Genomic DNA, 26,628 nt, shown 5'->3' with positions numbered 1-26,628 from the left:
AAATGAACCTCCTAGAATAAGAAGTATCTTTGAGTCAACGGTAGTTCAGTAGCAGGTTCACTAGTCACTTTTTCGCCATCAACAAATACTTCATAAGTTTGTGGATCTACATCCAGTTTTGGTGTAGCATCATTATTTTTCATATCTTTTTTCGTTAAATTACGGATGCCGTGAACAGGTCGAACCATACGTTGTAGGTTCAAGCTACGATAAATACCACTTTCGAATGCAGTTTTAGAAACAAATGTAATGGCAGTGTGCTGTAAGTTACCACCATATTGGCCATACATTTTGCGGTATTTTTGAGGTTCTGATGTTGGAATAGAACCGTTGGCGTCACCATTAACTGCGGCATTAATTAAACCACCTTTAACTATAAGTTCTGGTTTAACACCGAAGAAGGCTGGTTCCCACATAACTAAATCTGCTAACTTACCACCTTCAACTGAACCAACATAGTCTGAAATACCATGTGTAATGGCAGGATTAATCGTATATTTAGCGATATAACGTTTAATACGGTTATTATCGTTGTATTCGGCATCACCATCTAACAAGCCACGTTGTTCTTTCATACGATGGGCTACTTGCCATGTACGTGTAATCACTTCACCTACGCGTCCCATAGCTTGTGAGTCAGAACTAACCATACTAAATACGCCCATATCTTGAAGTACGTCTTCAGCTGCGATGGTTTCTTTTCTAATTCGAGAATCAGCGAATGCTATATCTTCAGGAATAGATGCATTTAAGTGATGTGTAATCATAACCATATCTAAATGTTCATCTACTGTATTTTGTGTATAAGGCAATGTTGGGTTGGTAGATGAAGGTAAGATATTAGGATATGAAGCGGATTTAATTAAATCAGGCGCATGTCCGCCACCCGCACCTTCAGTATGGTACATATGTAGGACACGGCCTTTGACTGCTGCCATTGTATCTTCCATAAATCCAGCTTCATTTAATGTATCGGCGTGAAGTGCGATTTGAACATCGAATTCATCTGCTACTTCTAATGCATGATCGAGTGCTGAAGGTGTTGCACCCCAGTCTTCATGTACTTTCAGACCGATTACACCTGCGTGTATTTGTTCAATAAGTGCAGTGTGATTAACAGCTTGCCCCTTACCAGTAAAACCTACATTAATAGGGAGTTGTTCAGCTGCTTCAAGCATACGATGAATATGCCAAGGTCCAGGTGTAACTGTTGTAGCCTTCGTACCTTCTGATGCGCCAGTACCGCCACCAATATGAGTCGTGATACCACTTTCGAGTGCAACTTCAGCTTGTTCAGGGTTGATAAAATGAACGTGTGTATCAATACCACCAGCTGTCACAATTTTACCTTCAGCTGAAATGATATCTGTTGTTGCACCGATAATAATATCAATATTATCCATAATATCTGGGTTGCCAGCTTGACCAATAGCAAAGATGTAGCCATTTTTGATACCAATATCGGCTTTAACGACTTTATCGTAATCAATGATAACTGCATTTGTAATAACTAAATCTGCAACATAACGGTCGTCACGTGTCACGTTTGGATTTTGCCCCATTCCGTCACGAATAGATTTACCGCCACCAAAAGTGACTTCATCTCCGTAACTTGTATAATCATGTTCAACTTGAGCAAATAAATTTGTATCACCTAGACGAATTGAATCGCCTTCGGTCGGACCATAAAGACTGGTATATTGAGATTGTGTCATTTTAAAGCTCATTAGTGTTGTCCTCCTTTTTTATTGAGGTTTTCTTCGCCTTCATCATTAAATACGCCGGCATATTCATCATCTTCGTTGGTTGGACGGTAAACACTACTTTCATCAATTTTACCGTTAACCATACCACGGAAACCATATATGTTACGATGACCTGCATATTCAACAAGTTGGACTTTCTTTTCGTCGCCTGGTTCAAAACGTACGGCTGCACCAGCGGGGATATCTAAGTGTTTGCCATAAGCTTTTTCACGTTCAAATTGTAAAGCTTTGTTAGCTTCAAAGAAGTGAAAGTGAGAGCCAACTTGTACTGGGCGATCTCCGGTATTTTTAACAACAAGCACCGTTTCTGCACGCCCATGATTAATTTCGATTTCAGTTTTTTTAACAATAATTTCTCCAGGAATCATAATATAGCCTCCTTAGACGATTGGATGGTGAACTGTAATAAGTTTCGTACCATCTGGAAATGTTGCTTCAATTTCGATTTCTTTAATCATGCTTGCAACGCCTTCCATTACATCTTCTTCATTTAGAATTGTTTTACCGTAGCTCATTAACTCGGCTACCGTTTTACCGTCTCTGGCACCTTCAAGTAATTCATCACTGATTAATGCAAGTGCTTCAGGATGATTTAACTTTAAACCACGTGCTTTACGACGTCTTGCTACTTCTGCAGCTACAACAATCATCAACTTATCTTGTTCACGTTGAGTAAAATGCACATCTATTCCTTCTTTCCATTTAGAATAACTTTCGTAGTTTTAATGTTAGAACTGTTAAAGGTAGAGTACAAGCAATATAGTAATACGATTATTTTAAATTCAAACTCAAATTGTATTTCTACATGTTTAAATATTGTGAAAGTATTTTGTAAGTGCTATTAATAGTGCTAGAATTTAAAAGGAATGTTTAGTAATAACTAAAGAGTAAGGTGAGTTTGTGAAGTATGTAGATATATTTTTCAAGAATATAGCGCAAGTAGTGTTTATGAATAACAAATGGTCAGGTATATTCATTCTAATTGGCTTGTTTGTGGCTCAATGGGAAATTGGTTTAGCGGCAATGATAGGTAGCGTCTTATCAATCTTATTGGCACCTTATTTCAATTATAGTGAAGCGGAAATTCAAGATGGGTTAGCAGGGTATAATGCTGTGTTAACTGCTATTGGTTTAGCTTTATTCCTTCAATCCTCAGTGGTAGCTTGGATAGTATTGATACTTGCAACCATTTTAACTTTGCCAATGGGTGCTGCCATTAGAGAACTATTAAAACCATTTGACATACCGATGCTAACATTTCCATTTGTATTGATGACATGGCTCGTGTTAGCTATGACGACGCAATTTTCAAATTTAAAAGTAACGATTGATATATTGCCTCAACAGGTGAAACATCCTGATATTAGTCATAACCATATAAGTTGGATTAGTGGAATTACAACCAATTTTAGTGAGATATTTCTTGTAACATCTATGCTTGGTAGTGTGTTGATTATTATAGGTATCTTTGTAGGATCAATAAGAGGTGGCGTATATGCGGTCATCTCTAGTATCTTAGCAGTGGCATTTATTGTCTTATTAGGTGGAGATTATCCATCGATAACCAATGGTCTATATGGTTATAACGCTATACTTACTGGAATAGCATTAGGTGTAACATTTAAAACTAAACTCAATACTTATATTGCCGTTATTACAGGGTTATTATTAACTGTAGTGATGCATGGTGCAATCGCAACGTTACTTACACCAGTAGGATTACCTGTATTTACAGCGCCGTTTATATTTGCAACGTGGATAGTTTTATTTTCTGGCAAACAAACGTTTGAAGAAACAACCTAAAATGATCGAATAGAAAAACCATCAATAAACCAGCTATTCTGGTTCATTGATGGTTTTTAGTTAAATCGAGAAAATCATTATTTATTTGCAAAATCTAATAATTTTTTCTTTAAATCTTTACGTTCATAGTCAAGTGAGTAAGGGTCATTTAACCAATAAATACCTTCGTCTACTTTAAATGTTTGACCTTTTTTAACTGCGTCTGTGTTTTTCCAAACATCTTTATTAGCGAATGAAAGTTTAGCGCCTTTAGCGACAGGTGTCACAACGTAATCTCCAGCCATTTCTGGAATTTGTTCAGCAGAAATATCAGCTAAATCTTCTTTCTTAGTGGCACTTTCAACTTTGCTTGGCATTTTTAGACCAAATGAATCATAAAGCACTTCACTACCGTGACCGTATGTTTTACCTAAAACATAGATTTTTTTATCAAAGTCTTTAATGATTGATACAGTTGCATCTTTACCAATGGCATCTTTAATTTCTTTGCCATCATCTTTTGTTTTGTCTTCCCATTGATTTACCCATTTTTGAGCTTTATCTTCTTTACCAATAATTTTTCCTAATTCTAAATGTTGTTCTTTGTAGTCATGTTTCATATAGTCGAATGCGACAGTTGGTGCGATTTTTTTCAATTTCTTCAAGTTTTTATCTGTATTGTAAGTAATAATTAAATCTGGTTTTTCTTTTGCTACGGCTTCAACGTTCTCAGGATCAATTTTTTTAACATCTTTAAATTTATCTTTTAATACTGAACTATCATCCACGTTTTTAGCTACAGCTTGAATATTGGCATCAAGTTCCTTTAAACCACCTGCATATGTTGTTCCTAAAACAACTATACGTTTAGGATTTTTAGGAATTTTAACTTTTTTACCATCGTCAGTTGTATAAGATTTAGTATCTTCTTTCGCATCTTTAGAATTACTATTATCCCCATTGTTTCCACAAGCGGCTAAGGCTAGTATAAACACTAATGCCAAGGCTAATAATTTTCTCAAAACATCCATCTCCTTTTATATGTATAATGCAATTATATAGGAAATTATATTAAAGCTAAAGGTGAGCGTAATGACATAGGATATTCACGGTAAAATTGCGATAGTACTCATACTAATATTTGTGTTTGTTAGTACATTTTCGATGCCAACAATTTATGAATTAATATTGAAAAGCTTAATCGTTTTAGCGATTGTAGTTAATGTAAGTTTGAAATTCCTCGTGAAAAGAAGAAACAAATAATTTAATATTGAATAAAATTAATTTCATGTAAAAATTCCGTTAAGTTAGAAATGATATGTCATGCATAGTATAAAAATGTTATATAATATTTAGTGAGCGGCATAAAATTACTTTCTTACATAAAGGAGCCAATACATGATTAAAAAATATTTGTTGAGTGTATTCACTGTTTTAATAGCCATTGTTTTATGTGCTTGTCAATCGACATCGCAAACGCATGAGAAAAAAGCTAAAGAAGAAACGCATAATAAAGAAGAGAATATTTATGCGAAAAAGCGTAGTTCTGGTCAAAATGATTGGGTTGAATATAAGGGTGATGTAGCACATATCTTCTTCCATCCTTTAATTACGGATCCTAAAGTGGCGTTTACTGGTGAAGCGAATCAAGCCAAAGGGAATAATGATTGGATGATTACCGTTGAAGAATTTAAACGCTCACTTGATGAATTACATAAGCATCATTACATATTGATTGATCCACATGATGCATATGATTTCAATTCTAAACCTATTAAAAAGAAATCACTTAAGTTGCCTAAAGGAAAGAAACCGTTAATTTTATCAATAGATGATATGAATTATTATGAATATATGAGAGGAAATGGTTATGCAGATCGCTTAGTATTAGACAAATATAATCATGTTGTATCTGAAACGAAAGGCAAAGATGGTAAGGTTACTCAAAGTGAATCGAATGACATTGTTCCGATTCTAAATCGTTTCGTAAAAGAACATCCAGATTTTTCATTGAATGGACAAAAAGGTGTAGTTGGTTTAACTGGATACAATGGGGTACTCGGATATCGCACGAATGAGTTGGATAGTAAAGACTACTCTAAGCGTAAAGAACAAGCGATAAAAGTTGCAAATGCAATGAAACGCGATGGCTGGACATTCGCAAGTCATTCTTGGGGGCACATTGATTTTGCAAATAGTTCATATGATCGTATTGTGAAGGATACAGAACGTTGGAAGAAAGAAGTAACGCCAATTATTGGCAAAACGGACTTATTTATTTTCCCTCATGGTGCGCAAGATAGAGGTTCAGCAGGCTATCAGTACCTAGAGAATAAAGCAGGATTTAAATTCTTAGCTGGGGTAGGTCCGAATAATTTTACTGATATTGGTGAAGATAGCGTTTATCAAGACCGTGTTGCTATCGATGGTTTGAATCTATATGACTTTAAATACAAGTTGAAACCATTTGTAGATCCAGACAAAGTTTATAGCAAAGAAGATCGTAGTTATTTTAAAGGTGAGAAAGGTTATAAATAATTAGTCGAACTCTGAGAATTGCATTATGGTAGTTCTCAGAGTTTCAATTTTTCATTAAAAGCAGGCAAAATTTGATTGATATCAAAAATGTATTGTAAGTAACAACAATATATTTAAGTGGTTATGATTTTGAATGTAGTTGTATTATTCCTATAATATTGTTATAAAAAGTATTGTGCAACATTATTAATATTAAAAAAAGTAGGGGATATTTTGTTTGGTAAATTTGTAAAAGGAATAGGTATTATCGCTACGATTTCGTTATTACATACTTCGATAAGTGATGCGAGTGAATCGCCAGTAACTATTGCTAATAAAGAAAAGAATAGTAATATTAGTACGAAATATCAGCCTAGTGGTGTCATGCTTACTACTGATCAAGGGCAAATTCTATATAATTACCGGGGAAATAATCAGGTTGACCCTGCTTCTATGTCTAAAATGATGACCTTATATTTAACTTATGAAGCGATTGAGAATGGGAAGTTAAAGCTCAATGACAAAGTCAAAATTACAAATAAGTTTGCTACTATGTCCAACCTACCAAACCTATCATCAGTATCATTGAAACAAGGTCAAACGTATACTATTGAGGAATTAATTAAACAAACCACTTTAGCATCAAGTAATGCCGCAGCAATGATATTAGGTGAGAAAGTAAGTGGCGATAATAATACATTTACTAATAAAATGAATCAACAAGCTAAATCGTTTAATATGACTAATACAAACTTTGTCAATCCGGCAGGTGCGCAAAATAGTTTGTTAGATCAATATGCACCTTCAAAATTTAAAAAACAAGATTTCCCTAAAAGTACCGCTAAAGATATGAACCTTTTAATGCAAGCGTTAATTAAGAAGTATCCTCAGATATTACAAATATCTAAGTTGCCACGGGATACTCAAAGAGGAAATACTTTTAAAAGTACGAATCTATCTTTAAAAGGACAACCACTATATTTACCTGGTACAGATGGCTTAAAGACAGGTACAAGTAATAAGGGTTATAACATTGCACTAACAAATAAGCAAGATCAATTACGTCTAAATGAAACAATAATGAATGTGAAACCCTTTGGTGATGTAAATGCGAAGTACAATAGAAATAGAATAGGTAATCAAATCATTAAACAATATCGTCAAAAATATGAATATAAGAAAGTGTTAACTGAAGGAGACCATGAGATAGATGGCAAGAAATATCATGTAAAAAAAGATTTATATGATGTTGTCCCTAAAGACAAATCCAAATGGCATCTGGCTATCAATAGTAAAGGTAAAGTTTATGTTCATTATTATAGGGACTTCTTACCAGGCAGTCATTATCCACGTGTAGCTGCTGATAAAAAATGGAAATGGTTCTAAATCAATAAATTAAATTAGAAAAAATGTCGCTAAGTTTTTATCTTGGCGACATTTTTCAAATTATGAAATATCTTCAATAAAGGCGTTTTAACTCAGTTTCTTCAAATGTACTTCTCTTGCGCCACATATCATATTAACAATTTCTTTCGTCACTTTATCAATCGATTGCTGTTGTCCATGTTGAATCCAATTCGTGATGACGCTCAAAATACCTCCAGTTAAAAATTCTCCATATATTGTTACATCTACATAAAATTGACCACTCTGTCGATCAAATTCAATTTGCTTTTGAACTGCTTTATAGATTTGTTCATAAAAAATAGTATAAACTTCGCCGTAAAAATTGAGTGTTATAACGCTACGGACAATGTCTTTATTATCGTGAATAAATGTCAAAACATCTCTCATCAATTTCTCAAAAAATTGTCGTGGGTTGTCGGGATTAATGTCGGGTAAATATAGCTCTCTAAAATGATCAATCAACGTGCCGACAACGTGATTTAACAAGTCATACTTATCATTAAAATGACGATAAAAGGTTGATCGTCGTACATTTGCTTTTGCACATAAGTCTTGAACCGTTATTTGTTCAAAAGATTTAGTTTGTAGTAAATCAGAAAATGAAGTAATTAGGGCTTGATGTGTTTTTTGGACGCGTAAATCTTGTTTGTTCAACTTAATCACTCCTCATATCGGACAGTTTGAATAAAATGTCGCTTATGTTACAAACACACATAAGTGACGCACAATTCTTGCCCCTCGTCATTTTATAATACTATCGAAGGGTAGATTAATTTCTTTAAGATTACTTATAGTTTACTACTTTTCAATCTAAAAATTAAAAACTATGAAAACTTGGGAAGTGATACGTATGTACTATAGTAATGGAAATTATGAAGCATTTGCACGTCCTAAAAAACCAGAAAATGTAGAGCGTAAATCAGCTTATCTTATTGGTTCCGGATTAGCATCTCTAGCTGCTGCATGTTTCTTGATTAGAGACGGACAAATGGATGGGTCAAAAATCCATGTTTTAGAAGAATTATCTAAACCTGGTGGAAGTTTAGATGGAGATGAACTTCCTTTGAAAGGCTATGTTGTGAGAGGTGGAAGAGAAATGGAGAACCATTTCGAATGTTTGTGGGATTTATTTCGCTCCATCCCGTCACTTGAAATGGATAATGCTTCCGTTCTAGATGAGTTTTATTGGTTAAATAAAGAAGATCCTAATTACTCACGTTGTCGTGTTATTGAAAAAAGGGGGCATCAGTTATCTACTGATGGTGATTTTACTTTGACGCCACAAGCCATTAAAGAAATCATTCATTTATGTTTAATGAAAGAAGAGACATTAAACGATGTGAAGATTACGGATGTCTTCTCAAATGACTTTTTGCATTCGAATTTCTGGATCTATTGGAAAACGATGTTCGCATTTGAGCCATGGCATTCTGCAATGGAGATGCGTCGATATTTAATGCGCTTTGTACATCATATTGGAGGATTAGCAGATTTCAGTGCCCTTAAGTTCACCAAATATAATCAATATGAATCACTAGTTCTTCCGATGATTGCTTACTTAGAGTCCCACGGTGTGCAATTTCAATATGATGTTCAAGTGTTGAATATCAAAGTAGATATCACAACGAAAGAGAAGGTTGCGCGTGAAATACAACTTAAGCGTTCAGGTAAAGATGATATCATTCCTCTAACGCCAGATGATTTAGTATTTGTTACAAATGGTAGTATCACTGAAAGTTCAACTTATGGAGATAACAACACACCCGCACCCCCTACAAAAGAAATCGGTGGTAGTTGGACGTTATGGCGTAATCTTGCCAAACAGAGCCCTGAGTTTGGTTGTCCCGAAAAGTTCTATCATCGTTTACCAGACAAAAGTTGGTTTGTATCAGCAACTGCGACGACTAATAACATGACAATTATTAATACAATCGAGCAAATTTGTAAACGAGACCCTCTAGCCGGCAAGACAGTGACTGGTGGTATTGTTACTGTTAATGATTCTAAATGGCAAATGAGTTTTACTGTTAATCGTCAACAACAATTTAAAAGCCAACCCGAAGACGAGGTGAGCGTTTGGATCTATGCATTATACTCAAACGTAAACGGGGATTACATCCATAAACCTATCACTGAGTGCAGTGGAAATGAAATTTGCCAAGAATGGTTATATCATATGGGCGTTCCTATCAATCAAATTGAAGACCTCGCTAAAACGCAATGTAATACGATACCAGTCTATATGCCATATATCTGTTCTTATTTTATGCCTAGATCCGTTGGAGACAGACCACTTGTCGTGCCTAAAAATGCTCGCAACATAGCCTTTATTGGTAATTTTGCAGAAACAGAAAGAGATACTGTATTTACCACTGAATATTCGGTAAGGACTGCTATGGAAGCAGTATACCAATTATTGGACATAGATAGAGGTGTCCCTGAAGTGGTTGCAACAGAATTCGACCTTCGTATATTGATGGATGCCTTATATGAACTTAATGATGGTAAAAATCTATCAGAATTCTCAGAACATAACAAAATACAGAAACTCGCTCTTAACGCTTTCTTGAAGAAAATAAAAGGTACCTATATCGAAGAATTGTTGCACCAACACAAGTTACTATAAGTGTAGATAAAATTCATAATGGCAAAATTATGCCCCCACGTGTCTAATCAGCATGTGGGGGTATTTGTTTAGTTTATTTATTGGCCAATATATCGTTTTAAATGTTTAGCGGTTACGGAATTGTCGATGTCAAAAATGCCTTTAGGTTCACCCGCATAAAGTAATTGGCCACCTTTATCACCAGCATAAGGCCCAATATCAATTAACCAATCCGCCTGAGTCATCATCGTTAAATTATGTTCAATCAAGATAACCGTATTGCTTTCTTCAATAAGATGATTAAAGCAATCGATTAGAATTGGCAAATCATCTTCATGTAGCCCAGTTGTTGGCTCATCAAAGATAAAGATCTTATCGGTCACATCTTGTGTCAGGTAACGGCTTAGTTTCACACGTTGAATTTCACCACCTGAAAGGGTATCTAATGATTGTCCAAGAGTCATATAGTTTAATCCTGTATCCGCTAATGCTTGAAGCGGTCGTGTAATACCTGGACTGTCGCTAAATTTCTCAATGGCTTCATCCACGGTTAATGCTAAAATATCCGCAATAGAATAGCCTTCTACTTTTGCTTCTAACACTTCTGGACGATATCTTGTACCACCACATAATTCACATACTTGTGAAAAGTCTGGCATAAATGCAAGTTCCGTTTTTAAAACACCTTTACCATGACATTCCGGACAGGCACCTTCTGAATTATAGCTGAACATACTCTTTTTAAGACCAGTATGTTGACTAAAGAAACTACGTACATCATCAAAGATATCTAAATAAGTAAGTAGATTAGAACGATTTGATGCATGGACAGGTTTCTGGTCAATAAAGATAGCCTCTTGTTCACGTTCAAATCCAGCAGTGATGAGTGAACTTTTACCTGAACCTGCAACACCTGTAACAACAGTCATTGCATGCTTAGGTAGTTCAGTTGAGACATTTTGTAAGTTATTGCGACTAATATTAGCAATTTGAAGCATATCTTTCGCTTTACGTGGCGTTTCTTTAAGTTGATGCTGTCGGTTCAACGCTTGACCAGTACTTGTGTCCGAACTGAGTAATTCATTATAAGAGCCAGTAAATGTAATTTCACCACCATTTTTACCTGCTAAAGGTCCTAAATCAATAATGTGATCAGCGGTCTTTATAACATCTGGATCATGTTCTACAACGAGCACTGTGTTGCCCTTATCCTTTAAAGATTGAATGATATCGTTGATACGCTGAATATCCTCTGGATGTAGTCCGACACTTGGTTCATCAATAATATAGACTAAGTCGCTTAAAGGACTATTAAGGTGACGAATGAGTTTAATACGTTGTGACTCACCACCAGATAGTGAAGTTGTTTCTCGCGCTAGTGTTAAATAATTCAACCCAATATAACTTAATGCTTCTAGTTGTTTCTTAAGTGGCTCTATAATCACACGGGCTTTGTCTGATTTTATTTTTCTTAAAAAGGCTAACGCCTCATCGATTTGTAGGTTTGTAAATTCTGCAATATTTAAGCCATTGATTTTACAGCTTAATACAGTGTCATTAAGACGTTGTCCATGACAATCAGGACAATCATGTTTCGATACTACACGGTCAATATCTTCTTTAAAACGTTTCTTTTCAAAATTATCATTGAGTAAAAATGAACGACGGAAACGATGAATAAGACCTTCAAATTTAGCAGTTCTAGGCCAATTTGAAGGTGGATTCTTTAATTTAGTTGGTTCGGTGTATAAAAACGTATTCATTTCTTCTTTCGTATAATCTTTTAATTTCTTATCATTATCAAATAAACCTGTATATAAATAACGTTTACCTCGCCAACTATCAGGTCTAAATGAAGGGAATTTAATCGCATCCTCATTAAGTGATTTATCATAATCAAGCAATTCATTTAAATCAATATCTTCAACATAGCCTAATCCTGAACATGTTTCACACATACCTTTAGGATTATTGAAAGAAAAGATATCTGAATAACCGACAAATGGTTCGCCGATACGTGACCATAGCAGTCGGACGGACGCGTAAATATCAGAAATTGTACCTACAGTTGAACGAGAGTTACCTCCAAGACGTTTCTGATTAATAATCATTGCGACAGGAAGATGCTTAATTTGATCGACGTCTGGTTTCTCATATTGTGTCAGTTGATGTTGCACATAACTTGAATATGTTTCATTTAACAATCTTTCGGATTCTGCAGCTACAGTATTGAAGACGAGGGAAGACTTACCCGAACCTGAACGCCCTGTAAAAACTGTTAATTGGTGCTTCGGAATTGATACATTTATATTTTTTAAGTTATTTTGTTTGGCACCAATAATGTCTATATTTGTCATAATTACACCTCTTAAATCTAGATTACCTTGCTGGTCATATTAAATTATGCTTCTAGTGGTTTGATTTTAACATCAAGATTAAAGTATTCCTTTAAAATGTTTCGGTAGTTATCTGAAGTTACATCATATTTATCTTTGCCATCTTGTTTACTTAGCGTGAGATGGTGTAAAGACATCGTAGCACGTCCAAATGATTGTGGTTGAGTAACGATAAGTTGTTGTACAAAAATAGAATCTGGATGTTGTGAATTATATTGAATCATATCTTCAAAATCTTCTATTTGTTTAGGTTGGAAACGAGCCTCGTAACGTGTGATCCTACTATCGTCTTCGAGTTTCTGAATGCTATAAGTTCCTTCATGCTCTGAAATTGCTCGGAATTCACCTGTAATATCTGTAACAGGATGAGTAGGATCTATATTTGTAATAGGTAAGGCCTGTAAAGGTAAGTCACCAAAACCTACATCTGCAATATAATTTACATCATTAATTGGAACAACAAGTGACATGTGTGAACCTTCTGGACTGCGATTGCCATTAGGCTGTTCTACAGTCGCAGACATACGATATACGGTGAAACCTTTTTCTTCAAGGTAAGTCCCAAAGAAATGATTCATTTCGTAACAGAATCCACCACGATGCTGATTGATCAATTTATCATACAAATCATTAATTTCTACAGAAACAGGCATGCCATTTTGGACATTGATATTTTCAAAAGGAACCGTCAACATATAGCGTTTAATATAATAATTGAGTGCTTCAAGTGAAGGTTCATGATATTTTGATGAATCAATATTTAAATAGTGTTCGATAGCTTGAATATCCATTAGATGAGGACTCCTTTGTTAAAAGCTTTTAGTAATCCATACCCTATAATGATGGAATGACGCATGTAAGAATAGAAACGAAAAAGGTTCTAAACACTTGATAGCAGTTGATGCCTCGTGTTTAGAACCAGTATTTATATATTAAACTATGTTATTATTCAAAAATTACAGTTCTTGCTTGTTGAAAATGGCTATTGAAATGAAATAAGAAGCCACTAAACAAATTAAACCGAGTATTGCATATAATCCGATGAAGAGTATATCAGTAGGATTTGTTCCTAAATCAGAGAATGAACCTGAACGTACAATGGCAGACATAATAACACCAAAGTAAGTAATAAAGAATAAAATAAGAACGATAACCGATGTTGAAATCATGATGACATTTGAATTTTCAGGACCAAATTTAAATGTTAACGGGAACATGATAGCATATGTGCCTGCCGCACCAATACCTACTAAACCTGAAATAAGTGTTAACATTAAATTCTGATGTATCGCTAATACTGCAATTAATCCAATAATTAATCCGATAAAGATGAGTATGCCATAAAATGCGAAATAACTTTTAATGTAAGCACTTCGATGTGTTGGCAATGTTGAAATATAATACATCCATTTAGAATCTTTTTCTCGCTTTAAGTTATCCGTCACTGGTGATAATAGGAAAATCATTGGTAAGAAACATGCCATTGCTGGATTTATAAAAGCGAATAAGAAACTTGCTACAATAGCTACAATTAAATATGTGATAAGTGACTTTTTAGATGCATAGAAACTACTTAAAATTAGACCTTTCATTATTTATCACCTCTCATAATTAATTTTGTTGCGTCATCAATAGTGTTAAGTGGGTGAGCGTTTGTCACACTAGACCAATCCTTGACTAAGATTTGGCGTTGACCTTGTCTCACTCTTGATGCAATGATGATGTCTTGTGGAATATCTAAATCATCATGCTCATCAACTTCGACAATACCGTATTGATTTAACAATTCTTCCTTGCTTTCTTGAAGTACAATTTCACCATCACGCATAAAGATTAATTTTGTAGCTAAATGTTCTATATCTTCTGAAATATGAGATGAAATGAGTATGCCATTGCCCTCTGAAATATAGTCTTCCAACATTTCAATGACTTCTTCACGTCCTGATACGTCCATACCAGCAGTTGCTTCGTCCAGTATGAGTAATTTTGTATCATGCGCTAGAGCCATGGCTAAGGCTGCTTTCATACGCATTCCTCTTGAGAATGTTTTAATTTGAGCGTTAGTTGGTAATTCGAAACGCTGAATGACTTCAAAGAAACGATCACTGTTCCACGTTTTGAAAATATTTGCAAAAACCTTATCCATATCTTTAATTTCGAGTTTATCAGGCACACGTAAGTCATCAAATACAACACCAATATGCTCTTTGTATGCATAATCCTTATCTGAGACAACTTGATCAAAAAATGAAATCTCTCCAGAATCTTTAAAACGGTTACCAACTAATGTGTTAATCAATGTTGATTTACCTGAACCATTCTTACCAATTAAACCAATCACTTCGCCAGGTTGAAGTGTTAAAGAAATATCTTTCAAATGGAAATTCGATTTTTTGTACGACTTGTTGAGATCTTGCACTTGCAATAGATGTTCCATAATAATCCTCTCTTTCTGTTGATTAGTATTAGATTTAATTCAATTAAAGATTAGTTACTTTTATCATAATATAGATTAATTAATAAATAACTAGGATTTGTAAAATTTACGTACTTTTAACATATAACCAAATGTGTTGTAAGCGAATAAAATGATTAAGATGCCAATGCCAACTGCTTGGTTAATACCTGTAGTGATTGAAAAGATACCTAAGAACATAGCGCCTACCATTATTAAGGAAATATTGACGTGATATACTTTAAACATTGATTCAAGTGTAATATGACGCTCACCTTCATCCATATTTTGTAAAATACGTTCTGTATAATTGGCTTCACCTTGTTTAGGCATACGGGTGTCAAATTTTCTATAAAAGAAACCAAGCATGGTTGACGGAATTAATGTCAATATAAAAGGCACAATGACTAAAAATAAAATAGACGATGGGCCATTACCTAAGGCAATAATAAATATGTTTAATAAAGCGACTAATACTGTAATGTAATATAATGTGCCAGTTCTCATGAAAGTTAAATTAGCTTTTTGTTCATGTTGATCGAGGTTGGCATCATTGGCATTTTCAGTCTTATGTTTGTATTTTAAAGATGTCTGAGAGGTCTTCCAAATCGCTAAGATAAGTCCAATATTAATTAATGAAGCGATAATGGTAACGATAATCGTGAAATTGTATGAAGCGAAATGTAAGATACCAAAGGTGTTCCCATCACTTAGCATTCCTATTGAGGCTCCTATCATTCCACCAATAATACCTCCTATCAATAAATAGAGTAAATATCTGCCTACTTTCATAAATCTCCCTCCTCAAATATAAAGACATTTTCAACTGGTTCATTGAATATACGCGCAATTTTAACGGCTGTTAAAATGGACGGCATAAAATCATTCCGTTCAATCAAAGAAACTGTTTGCCGAGAGATACCGGCTTGTTTAGCGAGTTGTGTTTGATTGAAGCCATCGCGAGCACGTAATTCTTTAAGACGATTTCGCAATATTCATCAACTCCTTGGCTTTTACGTTACATTATCTTTGTCATTTTGACAAGTATATTAGTCAAAAAGACTTATATTTTTGTCAAAGTAGATATAAAAGTAGCCTTCGGGTTGTCTGAAGTTAGACATCCTGAAGGCTTGATTTACCGTGTTTTACTATTTGTTAAGACCCATTGGTTTAGATCGTTTAGACGATATTTTGTGACGATGTTTTGATTGACTTCATCTAGCGTAATAGAAGTTAATGTTGAAATTAAAGTAGCTTCAATTTTATTTAAAGCATGACTAACTACGCACATTTCTGCTCTTTGACCTTCCTTTTCACCTAAGAAAGGTTTCAATAATTGCTGACTAGAAAAAATCGCGTCTCGACCTTCAATTGCTAGAAAAACATCATAAAATGTGATTTGATTTAAAGGCTTATTTAAAGAAAAGCCACCATTTTTGCCTGTAGAAGAATTAACGAGACCTTCTTTAACAAGAGCTTTAATAATCTTCTTTAAATAAGAATCTGAAACATTTAAACGATCACTTAAAGCAGTAGAGGTCATCACGCTATGTTCTGATAGTAGATTCAGCATTAAGAGAACATAGACGGCTTGTTCCCATCCTATAGATAATTTCATAACAGTCCTCCAATGATAAACGTTTCTTCTATTATAAAATATAATATAAAATTTTTATATATTATGATTGAAAAATAGAAAGGGTGCATTATAATACTAATTAAAGATAAAGAATATCTTAATTATCTTTAATATATGACCTGGAGATGACATCTATGAATTTACATCAACGTTCGCATTTATACTTCTATATATGTATTATTTTAACGACCATATGTATGGGCTCTTCTTTTCCAACTGGGAAGTATCTCATCTCAATTAAATACGTGCCACCTATGTTACTAGGCGGATGGCGTTTTACCATCGCGGGATTCATTATCTTATTGGTTTTATTTTTGAAAAGGGGCATCAAAAACACATTACCATCTATTGATAATAATAGTTATAAAGGCTTTATATTTGTCGCTACAATCGGTTTATTACAAACGGCTGGAACAATGGGATTATTAAATATAGCAATGTCATTGGGTGTATCCTCTTCAATGTCTGCTGTTTTACTGCTTACCAATCCATTATGGTTAGCTGTTCTTGCGCATTTTATACTGAAAGAGCGTTTAACAATGATTAAAATGGTTGCACTCGTGATTGGTGTAATTGGGGTTACGATATGTCTAGGGGTAGATCGTACATTGCTAGGGTGGGGTGCGTGTGTCGCATTACTTGGGTCACTATGTTGGTCATGTAATACTGTCGTGACTAAGCAATTTAAGTTTGATAAAGGTGCATGGGTATTAACGGGATGGCAGCTATTATTTGGTGGCATCATCATGTTCTTGATTAGCCAATTGTTAGGAGAGCACTATCACATTGGACAATTGAATGGTTGGGGATGGTTATGGTTTTGGTGGCTTGTGTTTCCTGCGTCTATTGGATCATTTGGATTATGGTTTAGCAGTTTAAATTTACGAGGTGCTACGATTTCGAGCAGTTTTCTATTTTTAGTGCCCTTATTTTCGACTATTTTTTCAATTATAGGGTTAGGTGAACCTTTCACATTGCACATTATGATAGGTGGCTTGTGTGTTGTAATAGCATTGATCATTATTAATTATTCGCCACATCACCAGAGAAGTTAAGATAATAAATGTTTGAAAAATCGAATGATCGCACTAAATAGTTCTAGGATAATATTAATTATGAGTTCCCAAAGTGGCTGTTTGGATTTATCTTTTTTAGATTCAGACATCATATCACTCCTATGCTAGTCAGTTTAACATAGCGATATTTTGATTGAAAATGTTACATATATGGAAGGTTTTCGAAATACTATATCTTTGAAATTGTCTTAATTTTAATACAATGAAAATATATGAAAACTTGCAAACACTGACTTAAGAAAATAAAAAAATCTGAACAAATCTCTTCACATGGTATCTAATTTTTTGTAATATAGCACTCGTATTATTTTTGAGAGCGATAAAAAAGGAGGTAGCAATGATGAAAGGTAACAGAATGATGTTCTTCATATTCATGTTAGGTACATTTACAGTGGGGATGGCAGAGTATGTTGTAACGGGATTACTAACTCAAATCGCAAGTGATATGAAAGTGTCTATTTCAAGTGCAGGTTTATTAATCAGTGTATATGCTGTGAGTGTTGCGTTAATTGGACCATTTATGCGTATATTCACAATGAATGTTCGTGCCAAACGCTTATTACCCATTTTGGTTGCCATATTTATAGGTAGTAATGTGGTAGGGATGTTGGCACCCAATTTTCAAGTATTGCTGTTATCAAGATTGTTGTCAGCTTCAATGCACGCACCATTCTTTGGCGTGTGTATGAGTGTGGCTGCAGCCGTTGCACCTCGTGGTAAACAACCGCAAGCCATCGCATTAGTCCAAGCAGGATTAACAATTGCGGTTATGATTGGTGTGCCATTCGGATCATTCTTAGGTGGCTTTGCGAATTGGAGAGCCGTATTTGGCGTTATGATTGGTTTAGCGATTATTACAATGCTAGGTATGTTGAAGTTTGTACCAGATGTATCTCTAAGTACAGAATCTAATGTAAAAAATGAATTAAAAGTATTTAAAAACCCACACATTTTAATCGTGATGTCTATTATCGTCTTTGGTTATTCTGGCGTATTCACAACATATACGTTTATGGAACCAATGATATATGACTTCGCACCTTTTAAAATAGTAGGATTAACAATTTGTCTATTTATGTTTGGGTTAGGCGGTGTGTTAGGCAACTTAATCACAGGGAATGTGCCAGAACCTAAACTGACAAAATATCTATTTTATACGTTTTTATTACTATTTTTAACCATCGTATTATTTGTCACTTTCGTGCATAATGCGATTTTAGCTATTATTATATGTTTCTTATTTGGATTTGGAACATTTGGTACGACACCGTTATTAAATAGTAAGATTATATTAAGTGCCAAAGAAGCACCATTACTTGCGAGTACATTAGCGGCGTCAATCTTTAATGTGGCAAATTTCTTAGGTGCCATTATTGGTTCAATTTTATTATCGATCGGTTTACCTTATTTAATGATTACCTTTGTGTCAGGGGGAATAATTATTTTAGGTATTTTAATTAATGCAGTTAATTATTTTTATGAAAAGAAACATATCCAATTTGAAAAATGAAAGTTGAGTTGAAGAAACACCTCTAATGTCAGTGTGTAATCGTACTGATATTAGAGGTGTTTGATTATAGTTATTCAGATTCGAATTTTAATGTTGGTTCGTACATATCGTGATTAAAGTGATGTTTAGAAAATTGACGTAAATCATTTATGAACGTATCTATGTTACGATCTAATTTCTCTTTGGTTCTCACGATGATAACGCGTTTATCGTCAGAGTTTGTTTCGTATTTATCATTATAGATTCTTGCAGCTATAGAAAATTTAGAGATATAATTCTCCAATGATTCATAGCAATTTAGTAAATCACGAATAGGTTTATTAGATTCCTCTTCATGGTGACTCATAGTACCCAATAATTCTTGAATTTGATCGTCTAATTTTACAAAAAGTTCCTCCACGTCATCGCATTTTTCTAACGTTTGCGGCTTGTTTATTAGAGCATTGGTTTCACTTAAATGAATTTTACTTATTTTAGATGCTTTATAAGCAGTTAAATCTATCATACTCAAAATATCATTTTTATAATCTTCACGTTTTTCTTCTTTCTCTTTAGTGATTTGATATTTAATTCCCCAAAATGTCCCAATTAGCGCAAAGATACCTCCGACAATGGCAGCTAAAAATTCACTCATAATAATGAACTCCTTTTCTAGTGAGAATATTTACACTTATATTGTACACTATTTAAATAATGTAAGAAGAAAATTATAATTCGACTTTGAAGTTAAGAACTTGAGATATGTTAGATATATCGTTATTGGTAATGAAATCAATTAAAAGTTGTGCACCTTCTACTTGTATGTCCTTGACTACAGGTGCGTCAGCAAACATGTTGTAATTACCACCACCTACAGCACGATAGTTGTTGACACAAATGGTATAAGTTTTATCACTGATAAGTGGCTCATTGCCAACCTTAATATCAGTTACGCGTTGACCAATAGGTTCTCTTACATGAATGGTATAAGTGATACCGCCATAAATGTCATAGTTAAAATGCTGTGGTTTCGGATATAAAAATGCATCGTTGATTGTTATTTCATTTTTATCGTTAAGCGTGAAGTAGCTTGCTGATTTTTCTAAAGCGGCTTTAATGCCTGCACCAGTAAGTTTTAAAACTTGGAATGTATTGGGAAAAGGATAATTATTAATAATATCACGCATAGTAATACGTGTATTAAATCCTGCTGCTGAGTCGAAGAGTGCCGTACTTGCAATATCAGCACCACTTTTCTCCAATAACATAACATTTATTAAATTAATAAGTGGATGAGGTTTCATTCGTGCCTCAAATTGATCTTCTACTAACATCGGTTCAGGTAAGGTCGTGATTTCAGTATCTAGCCAGTCTTCTAGATGTGTTAATAGCTTAGAATCTTCCGGTAATAGACTGTATTCTGAGTCTGCCACTACAGGTAACAATTCGCTTTGCGTATCAATAATCTGATTATTGTCGCCAATCGTTAGCGTTACTTTACCTATTTGTGTTGCACGTGTACCAGGTTGAATAACGGCAGTTTCATATTTAACTGTCGCGATATCTCGATGTTGGTGACCTGTAATCAATACATCGATGCTTTCATGGAAACGATGTAGAATTTCGGAAGCCTCATTCTCACCAGTTAAATCTTCAGTTGGTTCCTCTGTATCTATATCACGTTCGAATCCGCCGTGATATGAAACGACGACGATGTCAGCTTTTTCACGGACATTAGGTAATAGTTGGGTAAGTGTTTCAATCGCACTCTTGAAAGTTAAGCCTTCGATATGATGAGGTTGTTCCCAGTTGGGAATGTATTGCGTAGTTAAACCGATGACGCCTACTGTTAGTCCTTCCTTTTCAAAATAATGCACGCCTTCACCTGTAAAAGGTTGTTGTTTTGAGTCTAAAATATTAGCACAAAGCACTGGATGGTTAAGGTTTTGTAGTGTGTCTTTAAGGTATGGTAAGCCATAGTTAAATTCATGATTACCAATCGTTCCCAAATCAAAATTTAAGCGGTTATATATCGTTGTTAACGGTTTGCTAGAGCGTAACTCTGATACTAAATAGTTGCATAAAGGTGACCCTTGTAAGAAATCGCCGTTGTCGATTTTGAAGTAAATATCGTCGTTTTTGCTTGATTGTTCGATAAGTTGATTAGCATATAACAAACCCATAGGTAACTGTTGATTCGTCTGTGAGAAATCAGTTGGGAATATGTAGCCGTGAACATCACTAACGATATAAAAGCTAAGTTGAGTCATAAGTACCATCCTTTCATTAATGATAGTTATTTATAATTATAAGGTATGCGTGATAATCAATCATTATTCATCTCCAAAAATAAATTTATCTTTATATAACAAAGTTATAGTAAAAAAGATATACAGAATAGATTTTAAAAAGAATTTTTAGAAATAATTTACAATACCTTAATGATATAAACGTATTTTATATAAATTTGACATTAATTAAATACTATTTTAATTAATATTGTGCTAATCTTATATTGTCAATTAAATTGACAAATTACACGATTTATACATATCGAACGGGGGCATTACAGTTATGAAGCAAATGAAGTATCTTTTAGTGCTAGCTTTAACAGTTATTATTTTTACGGCAGCATGTGGAAATAATAGCTCATTAGATAGCAACAACAAAAGTTCTGACAGCGGTTCTGATTCTGGTAAAGATGGTTACAAACCTAAAGAATTAACAGTGCAATTCGTGCCATCTCAAAACGCGGACACACTTGAAGCGAAAGCAAAGCCACTTGAAAAATTATTATCTAAAAAATTAGATATCCCAGTAAAAGTATCTGTATCAACTAACTACAATACAATCGTAGAAGCGATGAAGTCTAAAAAAGTAGATGTAGGTTTCTTACCTCCAACAGCTTACACTTTAGCACATGATCAAAAAGCAGCAGATTTATTGTTACAAGCTCAACGTTATGGCGTTAACAAAGATGGGTCTAACTCAGACAAATTAGTTAAAGATTATAAATCAGAAATTTTGGTCAAAAAAGATTCTGGAATTAAAGATTTAAAAGACTTAAAAGGTAAAAAAATCGCATTACAAGATGTAACGTCTACAGCAGGTTACACGTTCCCAATTGCGACACTTAAAGAAGCGACTGGCATTAACGCTACTAAAGATATGAAGATTGTAAATGTGAAAGGGCATGACCAAGCGGTTATTTCATTACTCAATGGTGATGTTGACGCGGCAGCAGTATTCCAAGATGCACGTAACATTGTTAAAAAAGATCAACCTAACGTATTTAAAGACACTAAGATTATTAAGTTAACAGAACCTATTCCAAATGACACAATCTCAGTTCGTCCAGATATGGATAAAGAATTCCAAGATAAACTTAAAAAAGCATTTAAAGATATCGCAAAAACAAAAGAAGGTCACAAAATCATCAGTGAAGTATATTCTCATGAAGGATACACAGATGCCAAAGATTCAGACTTTGATATTGTAAGAAAATATGAAAAACAAGTTCAAGATATGAAATAATATTAGAACATCATTAAACGAAATTGAAGTTTTATTATTATCACAACATATCTAAAATTAGACTAATGAACATTGTAGATTAATAAAAGACAAAGAGGAGCAAGGTCGAAAATAATATTTTTAAGGCTACTCAGCAAATTTGCAGTAGCTGGCTGAACTGAGATGGCACATAAAACAAGCTTTCTCAGTTCTAGTCGTCCTTGTGGGTGTGAGCAGACCCTAGCAAAGAGAATTTCAATAAGCTAAAGATACAACGAATTAATAAACAATTCTGTCTCACGCCTTTCTTTGTAATAAATGAAGGGTGCTATTTAAATGAGTCAAATTGAATTTAAAGATGTCAATAAAGTTTATCCAAATGGGCATGTAGGATTAAAAGACATCAATTTGAGTATTGAAAAGGGAGATTTCGCAGTTATCGTAGGCCTGTCAGGTGCAGGTAAATCAACGCTTTTAAGATCAGTTAATCGACTTCATGATATAACATCTGGTGATATTCTTATTGAAGGTAAATCGATTACGAAAGCTAAAGGTAAAGATCTACTAATGATGCGCCGTAATATTGGGATGATCTTCCAACATTTTAATCTTGTAAAACGATCATCTGTATTACGCAATGTGTTAAGTGGGCGTGTTGGCTATCATCCAACTTGGAAGATGGTGTTAGGGCTTTTTCCAAAAGAAGATAAAGTAAAGGCCATGGATGCTTTAGAGCGAGTGAATATTCTGGATAAATATGACCAACGTTCTGATGAATTATCAGGAGGTCAACAACAACGTATTTCAATCGCTCGTGCATTAGCACAAGAACCAGCAATTATTTTAGCTGATGAACCTGTAGCGTCTTTGGATCCTCTAACAACAAAACAAGTGATGGATGATTTAAAGAAGATAAATGAAGAATTAGGTATTACAATTCTTATTAACTTGCACTTTGTAGATCTAGCACTTGAATACGGTACGCGTATTATAGGGCTTCGTGCTGGTGAACTTGTATTCGATGGCCCTGCAAGTGAGGCAACTGAAGAAGTGTTTAATGATATTTACGGTCGTAAACTTAAAGATGATGAGAAGCTAGGGGTTGAATAATATGACGGCGCCTACAACGAGTAAATATGATAAATATTTGAATAAGAAGTTTTCGCTTAAAACGAGTTTTACTATTTTTCTAGTATTAGCTTTAATAATATGGAGTTTCTTATATACTGGCTTTAGTTTTGCCGATTTAATGGTAGGTTTACCTCAAATTGGTTCATTCTTTGGACAAATGGTACCACCAGACTGGGCATATATACATACAATATTGAAACCTATGTTAGATACCATTCGCATGGCTATTGTTGGGACATTTCTAGGCGCGATTGTATCTATCCCAATTGCTTTAATCTGTGCAAGTAATATTGTTAAAACGAAATGGATTTCAATTCCGGCTCGTTTTATTTTAAATATTGTGCGTACGATACCAGATTTATTACTAGCAGCTATATTTGTAGCTGTCTTCGGTATTGGTCAAATTCCAGGTGTATTAGCACTATTTATCTTAACTATTTGTGTTATTGCAAAGTTACTCTATGAAGCACTTGAAACCATAGATCCAGGCCCAATGGAAGCCATGACGGCAGTTGGGGCAAATAAAACGAAATGGATTGTCTTCGGAGTTGTGCCACAAATATTATCAACTTTCTTCTCATATGTGTTGTTCGCTTTTGAAATTAACATTCGTGCTTCAGCGGTACTTGGTCTTGTAGGCGCTGGCGGTATTGGATTGTTCTATGATTCTACTTTAGGCTTATTCCAATATCCTAAAACTGCGATGATTATTCTATTTACATTAGTTATTGTTGTCATAATTGACTATGTAAGCTCGAAAGTGAGGGAACAACTCGCATGACACAAAATAAATATAATTTAGAACAAAAGTATCCCGTTAAATCAAAAAAGCACAAGCAAAAAATAATAAAAAATTGGATCATTGCAATTGTTGTTTTGGCTATTATTGCGTGGGGTTTTGTAGGAATGCCCGCATTAGAATTAAAATCCAAATCCATTGAAATTTTAAAATCTATTTTTAACGGACTTTTTCATCCGGATTGGGGTTATGTATATATTCCTGCTGGTGAAGATTTATTACGTGGATTACTTGAAACGTTTGCGATTGCGGTGATTGGTACGTTTATCGCTGCTATTATATGTATTCCATTTGCCTTTCTAGGTGCACGAAATTTAATTAAAGTACGACCAGTAACTGGCATCACTAAATTTATATTAAGTGTCATTCGTGTATTTCCGGAAATTGTCATGGCTTTAATCTTCATTAAAGCAGTTGGACCAGGATCATTTTCAGGTGTATTAGCCTTGGGCATTCATTCAGTGGGAATGCTAGGGAAATTATTCGTTGAAGATATCGAAAGGCTAGATTTCACGTCAGTCGAGGCATTGAAAGCAAGTGGTGCTAACAAGACGAAAACTTTGATCTTTGCAGTTATACCACAGATATTACCATCATTTTTATCACTTGTGTTATATCGCTTTGAATTGAATTTACGTTCTGCCTCGATTCTAGGACTTATCGGTGCTGGAGGTATTGGTACACCATTAATTTTTGCACTTCAAACACGTTCTTGGGACAGGGTAGGTATCATATTAATCGGATTAGTTATTATGGTAGCAATTGTTGATTTAATTTCAGGAGCAATACGTAAGCGAATTGTATAGATGAGAGAGACGATTAAATTTTAAAGTATATTTAACCGGCTCGATGCTCTAAATGTTTAAATATACCATGGAGATGGGACAATGCATTTGATATGAGTGGCGTCCCATTACCATGGTTTATTTTTTATGTTTTAAAAGCCCTATGTAATGTATTTTCAAAAATGATTTTGACTTCATTGTAGGGATGACGAACCTTTTTGACATCGCAGCATAAGCATCACGTTTGTCAGCATTATAACCTTGTCGATGAATTACAACATTGTGTTCTAACTACATTGAAATGTTATTGCATTAAGATATAAATTTTAACCATTCATTTACTAATTTATTTGCCATAGCTATGTCTCACATTTCTACAAAGTTATAAACTATCTTAAACTTACAGAGTTGTAATTTTGGGCTTTCTTTCTAAAAATATCCTATTTTATATGTTTATATATAAGTGAGGTGAGTAAATATGGAAAATGTAAATAGTAATAAATATAGAAACGATCAATTCTATGGTAGTAGAAATGAAAATATTGCATCATCTATAAGTTATTTAAGTGTGTTTTTTGCACCGGTACTATTACCTATTGTAATGTGGATTATCGCTGACAAACCTGTATCAATTCATGCTCGTAAAGCATTATTTAACCATATACTTACTTGGGTTTGCTTTACATTAGCGCCATTAGCATTGATGCTATCTGCTAGTGTTATGGGCAATGCATCAACTAATACAGAAAGCTGGATTGTTTTTGGCTCATGGACAATTGCAGTTGTATTGGTGGTAGTAGGCGTTTATTTGTTCATTAAAAATATTATTAGAGGCATTAAATTCTTATTAGTTTAGAGATTATAAAAAAGAAGCTATCGCTTATAGGTTGATTCACCTGTAGCGATAGCTTCTTCGTTTTCATATGCATAAAAGAAATGCTCTAGTAATAAAAGTAACAGATAATTAGAAAAATATAGTTATTGCTTATTTCGAAAATTTACGTCTGAGGCTAATTACACCTACGCCTAATATGAAAGCTATAAAACTGTAAACAAACGTTGTCGTTGAGGTGCGTTCACCTGTCATAGGTAATTCGTGATGTAATGAAGTTTGACTCGCTTGTTGAGAACGAGTTGCTTGTTTACTAAGTGGCGAATTCATTTGTGATTTTGTTGATTGATCTTGTTGTTTAATTAAATGATGCTTTTCAGCATAGCCATTGAATCCCATGTCATTATCTTCAGCCTGGTGTTTAGCAGGGTCTTGT

Annotated in this window: 26 protein-coding genes; 11 read left to right on the top strand and 15 right to left on the bottom strand. The window is 34.3% G+C overall.

Translation table 11 applies throughout. The features are described 5' to 3' along the window. Positions 1-11: 11 nt before the first annotated feature. Genes ureC through F1592_RS06235 form a run of 3 tightly spaced genes read right to left on the bottom strand, consistent with a single transcriptional unit; the run spans position 12 to position 2,449 of the window. Entirely contained in the window at positions 12-1,727 is a 1,716-nt protein-coding gene (gene ureC / locus F1592_RS06245) for an urease subunit alpha (RefSeq protein ID WP_107609991.1), read from the bottom strand. Then, a complete protein-coding gene (locus tag F1592_RS06240) occupies positions 1,727-2,134 on the bottom strand; it encodes an urease subunit beta (protein ID WP_053016238.1) in 408 nt (135 codons plus the stop codon). Before F1592_RS06240 ends, ureC begins: the two co-directional genes overlap by 1 nt. Before the next feature lie 12 nt (positions 2,135-2,146). After that, positions 2,147-2,449 (bottom strand): urease subunit gamma, encoded by a 303-nt coding sequence (locus tag F1592_RS06235; RefSeq protein WP_053030032.1) that lies wholly within the window; start codon positions 2,447-2,449, stop codon positions 2,147-2,149. A gap of 217 nt (positions 2,450-2,666) precedes the next feature. On the opposite strand from F1592_RS06235, the gene yut reads away from it, so the two are divergent. Continuing rightward, on the top strand, positions 2,667-3,569 hold the full coding sequence (yut, locus tag F1592_RS06230; RefSeq protein ID WP_149809387.1) for an urea transporter: 903 nt from the start codon (positions 2,667-2,669) through the stop codon (positions 3,567-3,569). 77 nt (positions 3,570-3,646) lie between these two features. Here the strand turns inward: yut and F1592_RS06225 are convergent, their stop codons facing one another. Then, complete coding sequence (locus tag F1592_RS06225; protein ID WP_149809388.1) at positions 3,647-4,570, bottom strand: ABC transporter substrate-binding protein; 924 nt, start codon at positions 4,568-4,570, stop codon at positions 3,647-3,649. 376 nt (positions 4,571-4,946) lie between these two features. Here F1592_RS06225 and F1592_RS06220 point away from each other — a divergent pair, with 376 nt between their 5' ends. Further along, positions 4,947-6,086, top strand: a complete 1,140-nt coding sequence (locus F1592_RS06220) for a polysaccharide deacetylase family protein (protein WP_053016242.1) — start codon at positions 4,947-4,949, stop codon at positions 6,084-6,086. 213 nt (positions 6,087-6,299) lie between these two features. Further along, a complete protein-coding gene (pbp4, locus tag F1592_RS06215) occupies positions 6,300-7,451 on the top strand; it encodes a penicillin-binding protein PBP4 (protein WP_053016243.1) in 1,152 nt (383 codons plus the stop codon). Positions 7,452-7,538: 87 nt separating this feature from the next. Here pbp4 and F1592_RS06210 read toward each other — a convergent pair whose 3' ends face one another. Next, positions 7,539-8,126, bottom strand: coding sequence for a TetR/AcrR family transcriptional regulator (locus tag F1592_RS06210; RefSeq protein ID WP_011274633.1), 588 nt, complete (start codon positions 8,124-8,126; stop codon positions 7,539-7,541). Positions 8,127-8,322: 196 nt separating this feature from the next. Here F1592_RS06210 and F1592_RS06205 point away from each other — a divergent pair, with 196 nt between their 5' ends. Further along, a complete protein-coding gene (locus F1592_RS06205) occupies positions 8,323-10,098 on the top strand; it encodes an oleate hydratase (RefSeq protein ID WP_107641141.1) in 1,776 nt (591 codons plus the stop codon). 77 nt (positions 10,099-10,175) lie between these two features. On the opposite strand, the gene F1592_RS06200 is transcribed toward F1592_RS06205, so the two are convergent. The 7 genes from F1592_RS06200 to F1592_RS06170 form a co-directional block, all read right to left on the bottom strand. Next, entirely contained in the window at positions 10,176-12,434 is a 2,259-nt protein-coding gene (locus F1592_RS06200; protein WP_107609931.1) for an ATP-binding cassette domain-containing protein, read from the bottom strand. 44 nt (positions 12,435-12,478) lie between these two features. After that, on the bottom strand, positions 12,479-13,264 hold the full coding sequence (locus F1592_RS06195; protein WP_149809389.1) for an arylamine N-acetyltransferase family protein: 786 nt from the start codon (positions 13,262-13,264) through the stop codon (positions 12,479-12,481). A 165-nt stretch (positions 13,265-13,429) separates the two neighbouring features. Continuing rightward, positions 13,430-14,065, bottom strand: coding sequence for an ABC-2 transporter permease (locus F1592_RS06190; RefSeq protein WP_053016247.1), 636 nt, complete (start codon positions 14,063-14,065; stop codon positions 13,430-13,432). Next, positions 14,065-14,910 carry an ABC transporter ATP-binding protein gene (locus F1592_RS06185; RefSeq protein ID WP_053016248.1) on the bottom strand — a complete coding sequence of 282 codons (846 nt, stop codon included), beginning with the start codon at positions 14,908-14,910 and terminating at the stop codon, positions 14,065-14,067. The genes F1592_RS06190 and F1592_RS06185 overlap by 1 nt, the downstream gene beginning before the upstream one ends. A 90-nt stretch (positions 14,911-15,000) precedes the next feature. Continuing rightward, on the bottom strand, positions 15,001-15,720 hold the full coding sequence (locus tag F1592_RS06180; RefSeq protein ID WP_107609933.1) for a DUF3169 family protein: 720 nt from the start codon (positions 15,718-15,720) through the stop codon (positions 15,001-15,003). Then, positions 15,717-15,920, bottom strand: a complete 204-nt coding sequence (locus F1592_RS06175) for a helix-turn-helix transcriptional regulator (RefSeq protein ID WP_011274640.1) — start codon at positions 15,918-15,920, stop codon at positions 15,717-15,719. The genes F1592_RS06180 and F1592_RS06175 overlap by 4 nt, the downstream gene beginning before the upstream one ends. 143 nt (positions 15,921-16,063) lie before the next feature. Further along, entirely contained in the window at positions 16,064-16,546 is a 483-nt protein-coding gene (locus tag F1592_RS06170) for an RrF2 family transcriptional regulator (protein WP_053016250.1), read from the bottom strand. Positions 16,547-16,701: 155 nt separating this feature from the next. On the opposite strand from F1592_RS06170, the gene F1592_RS06165 reads away from it, so the two are divergent. Then, a complete protein-coding gene (locus F1592_RS06165) occupies positions 16,702-17,622 on the top strand; it encodes a DMT family transporter (protein ID WP_149809390.1) in 921 nt (306 codons plus the stop codon). A gap of 361 nt (positions 17,623-17,983) precedes the next feature. After that, positions 17,984-19,153, top strand: coding sequence for an MFS transporter (locus F1592_RS06160; protein ID WP_149809391.1), 1,170 nt, complete (start codon positions 17,984-17,986; stop codon positions 19,151-19,153). Between the two features lie 70 nt (positions 19,154-19,223). On the opposite strand, the gene F1592_RS06155 is transcribed toward F1592_RS06160, so the two are convergent. Together F1592_RS06155 and F1592_RS06150 are read right to left on the bottom strand one after the other, a co-directional pair. Continuing rightward, the gene (locus F1592_RS06155; RefSeq protein ID WP_053016253.1) at positions 19,224-19,787 is read right to left on the bottom strand and encodes a hypothetical protein; all 564 of its coding nucleotides are present in this window, start codon (positions 19,785-19,787) and stop codon (positions 19,224-19,226) included. A 73-nt stretch (positions 19,788-19,860) separates the two neighbouring features. Beyond that, positions 19,861-21,402 (bottom strand): bifunctional metallophosphatase/5'-nucleotidase, encoded by a 1,542-nt coding sequence (locus tag F1592_RS06150; protein ID WP_053016254.1) that lies wholly within the window; start codon positions 21,400-21,402, stop codon positions 19,861-19,863. Positions 21,403-21,706: 304 nt separating this feature from the next. Between F1592_RS06150 and F1592_RS06145 the strand changes: the two genes are divergently transcribed. The 5 genes from F1592_RS06145 (at position 21,707) to F1592_RS06125 (ending at position 26,216) form a co-directional block, all read left to right on the top strand. After that, positions 21,707-22,666: a phosphate/phosphite/phosphonate ABC transporter substrate-binding protein gene (locus tag F1592_RS06145; protein ID WP_053016255.1), complete on the top strand. Its 960-nt coding sequence runs from the start codon at positions 21,707-21,709 to the stop codon at positions 22,664-22,666. A 315-nt stretch (positions 22,667-22,981) separates the two neighbouring features. Beyond that, positions 22,982-23,755, top strand: coding sequence for a phosphonate ABC transporter ATP-binding protein (phnC, locus tag F1592_RS06140; RefSeq protein WP_053016256.1), 774 nt, complete (start codon positions 22,982-22,984; stop codon positions 23,753-23,755). Between the two features lies 1 nt (position 23,756). After that, a complete protein-coding gene (gene phnE, locus F1592_RS06135) occupies positions 23,757-24,557 on the top strand; it encodes a phosphonate ABC transporter, permease protein PhnE (protein ID WP_053016257.1) in 801 nt (266 codons plus the stop codon). Continuing rightward, entirely contained in the window at positions 24,554-25,381 is an 828-nt protein-coding gene (gene phnE, locus F1592_RS06130) for a phosphonate ABC transporter, permease protein PhnE (RefSeq protein ID WP_053016258.1), read from the top strand. The genes phnE (F1592_RS06135) and phnE (F1592_RS06130) overlap by 4 nt, the downstream gene beginning before the upstream one ends. A 457-nt stretch (positions 25,382-25,838) precedes the next feature. Further along, positions 25,839-26,216 carry a hypothetical protein gene (locus F1592_RS06125; RefSeq protein WP_053016259.1) on the top strand — a complete coding sequence of 126 codons (378 nt, stop codon included), beginning with the start codon at positions 25,839-25,841 and terminating at the stop codon, positions 26,214-26,216. Positions 26,217-26,345: 129 nt separating this feature from the next. Here F1592_RS06125 and F1592_RS06120 read toward each other — a convergent pair. Continuing rightward, a partial coding sequence (locus F1592_RS06120) for an LPXTG cell wall anchor domain-containing protein (RefSeq protein WP_149809392.1) occupies positions 26,346-26,628 on the bottom strand: 283 nt, incomplete at its 5' end.

Source organism: Staphylococcus sp. GDX7P312P, assembly GCF_008385775.1.
Classification (GTDB): domain Bacteria; phylum Bacillota; class Bacilli; order Staphylococcales; family Staphylococcaceae; genus Staphylococcus; species Staphylococcus haemolyticus.
Note: the sequence above shows the minus strand (reverse complement) of the source record. Positions and strands in the feature narration are given on the sequence as shown.

What these genes read in the sequence shown, in the direction of transcription:
- F1592_RS06185 (WP_053016248.1), bottom strand. Translation starts at nt 14,910, where the DNA reads ATGGAACATCTATTGCAAGTGCAAGATCTCAACAAGTCGTACAAAAAA.
- F1592_RS06200 (WP_107609931.1), bottom strand. Translation starts at nt 12,434, where the DNA reads ATGACAAATATAGACATTATTGGTGCCAAACAAAATAACTTAAAAAAT.
- F1592_RS06240 (WP_053016238.1), bottom strand. Translation starts at nt 2,134, where the DNA reads ATGATTCCTGGAGAAATTATTGTTAAAAAAACTGAAATCGAAATTAAT.
- F1592_RS06190 (WP_053016247.1), bottom strand. Translation starts at nt 14,065, where the DNA reads ATGAAAGGTCTAATTTTAAGTAGTTTCTATGCATCTAAAAAGTCACTT.
- F1592_RS06220 (WP_053016242.1), top strand. Translation starts at nt 4,947, where the DNA reads ATGATTAAAAAATATTTGTTGAGTGTATTCACTGTTTTAATAGCCATT.
- F1592_RS06205 (WP_107641141.1), top strand. Translation starts at nt 8,323, where the DNA reads ATGTACTATAGTAATGGAAATTATGAAGCATTTGCACGTCCTAAAAAA.
- phnC (WP_053016256.1), top strand. Translation starts at nt 22,982, where the DNA reads ATGAGTCAAATTGAATTTAAAGATGTCAATAAAGTTTATCCAAATGGG.
- F1592_RS06150 (WP_053016254.1), bottom strand. Translation starts at nt 21,402, where the DNA reads ATGACTCAACTTAGCTTTTATATCGTTAGTGATGTTCACGGCTACATA.
- F1592_RS06125 (WP_053016259.1), top strand. Translation starts at nt 25,839, where the DNA reads ATGGAAAATGTAAATAGTAATAAATATAGAAACGATCAATTCTATGGT.
- phnE (WP_053016257.1), top strand. Translation starts at nt 23,757, where the DNA reads ATGACGGCGCCTACAACGAGTAAATATGATAAATATTTGAATAAGAAG.
- F1592_RS06165 (WP_149809390.1), top strand. Translation starts at nt 16,702, where the DNA reads ATGAATTTACATCAACGTTCGCATTTATACTTCTATATATGTATTATT.
- F1592_RS06180 (WP_107609933.1), bottom strand. Translation starts at nt 15,720, where the DNA reads ATGAAAGTAGGCAGATATTTACTCTATTTATTGATAGGAGGTATTATT.
- phnE (WP_053016258.1), top strand. Translation starts at nt 24,554, where the DNA reads ATGACACAAAATAAATATAATTTAGAACAAAAGTATCCCGTTAAATCA.
- F1592_RS06160 (WP_149809391.1), top strand. Translation starts at nt 17,984, where the DNA reads ATGAAAGGTAACAGAATGATGTTCTTCATATTCATGTTAGGTACATTT.
- F1592_RS06145 (WP_053016255.1), top strand. Translation starts at nt 21,707, where the DNA reads ATGAAGCAAATGAAGTATCTTTTAGTGCTAGCTTTAACAGTTATTATT.
- F1592_RS06170 (WP_053016250.1), bottom strand. Translation starts at nt 16,546, where the DNA reads ATGAAATTATCTATAGGATGGGAACAAGCCGTCTATGTTCTCTTAATG.
- ureC (WP_107609991.1), bottom strand. Translation starts at nt 1,727, where the DNA reads ATGAGCTTTAAAATGACACAATCTCAATATACCAGTCTTTATGGTCCG.
- F1592_RS06155 (WP_053016253.1), bottom strand. Translation starts at nt 19,787, where the DNA reads ATGAGTGAATTTTTAGCTGCCATTGTCGGAGGTATCTTTGCGCTAATT.
- F1592_RS06195 (WP_149809389.1), bottom strand. Translation starts at nt 13,264, where the DNA reads ATGGATATTCAAGCTATCGAACACTATTTAAATATTGATTCATCAAAA.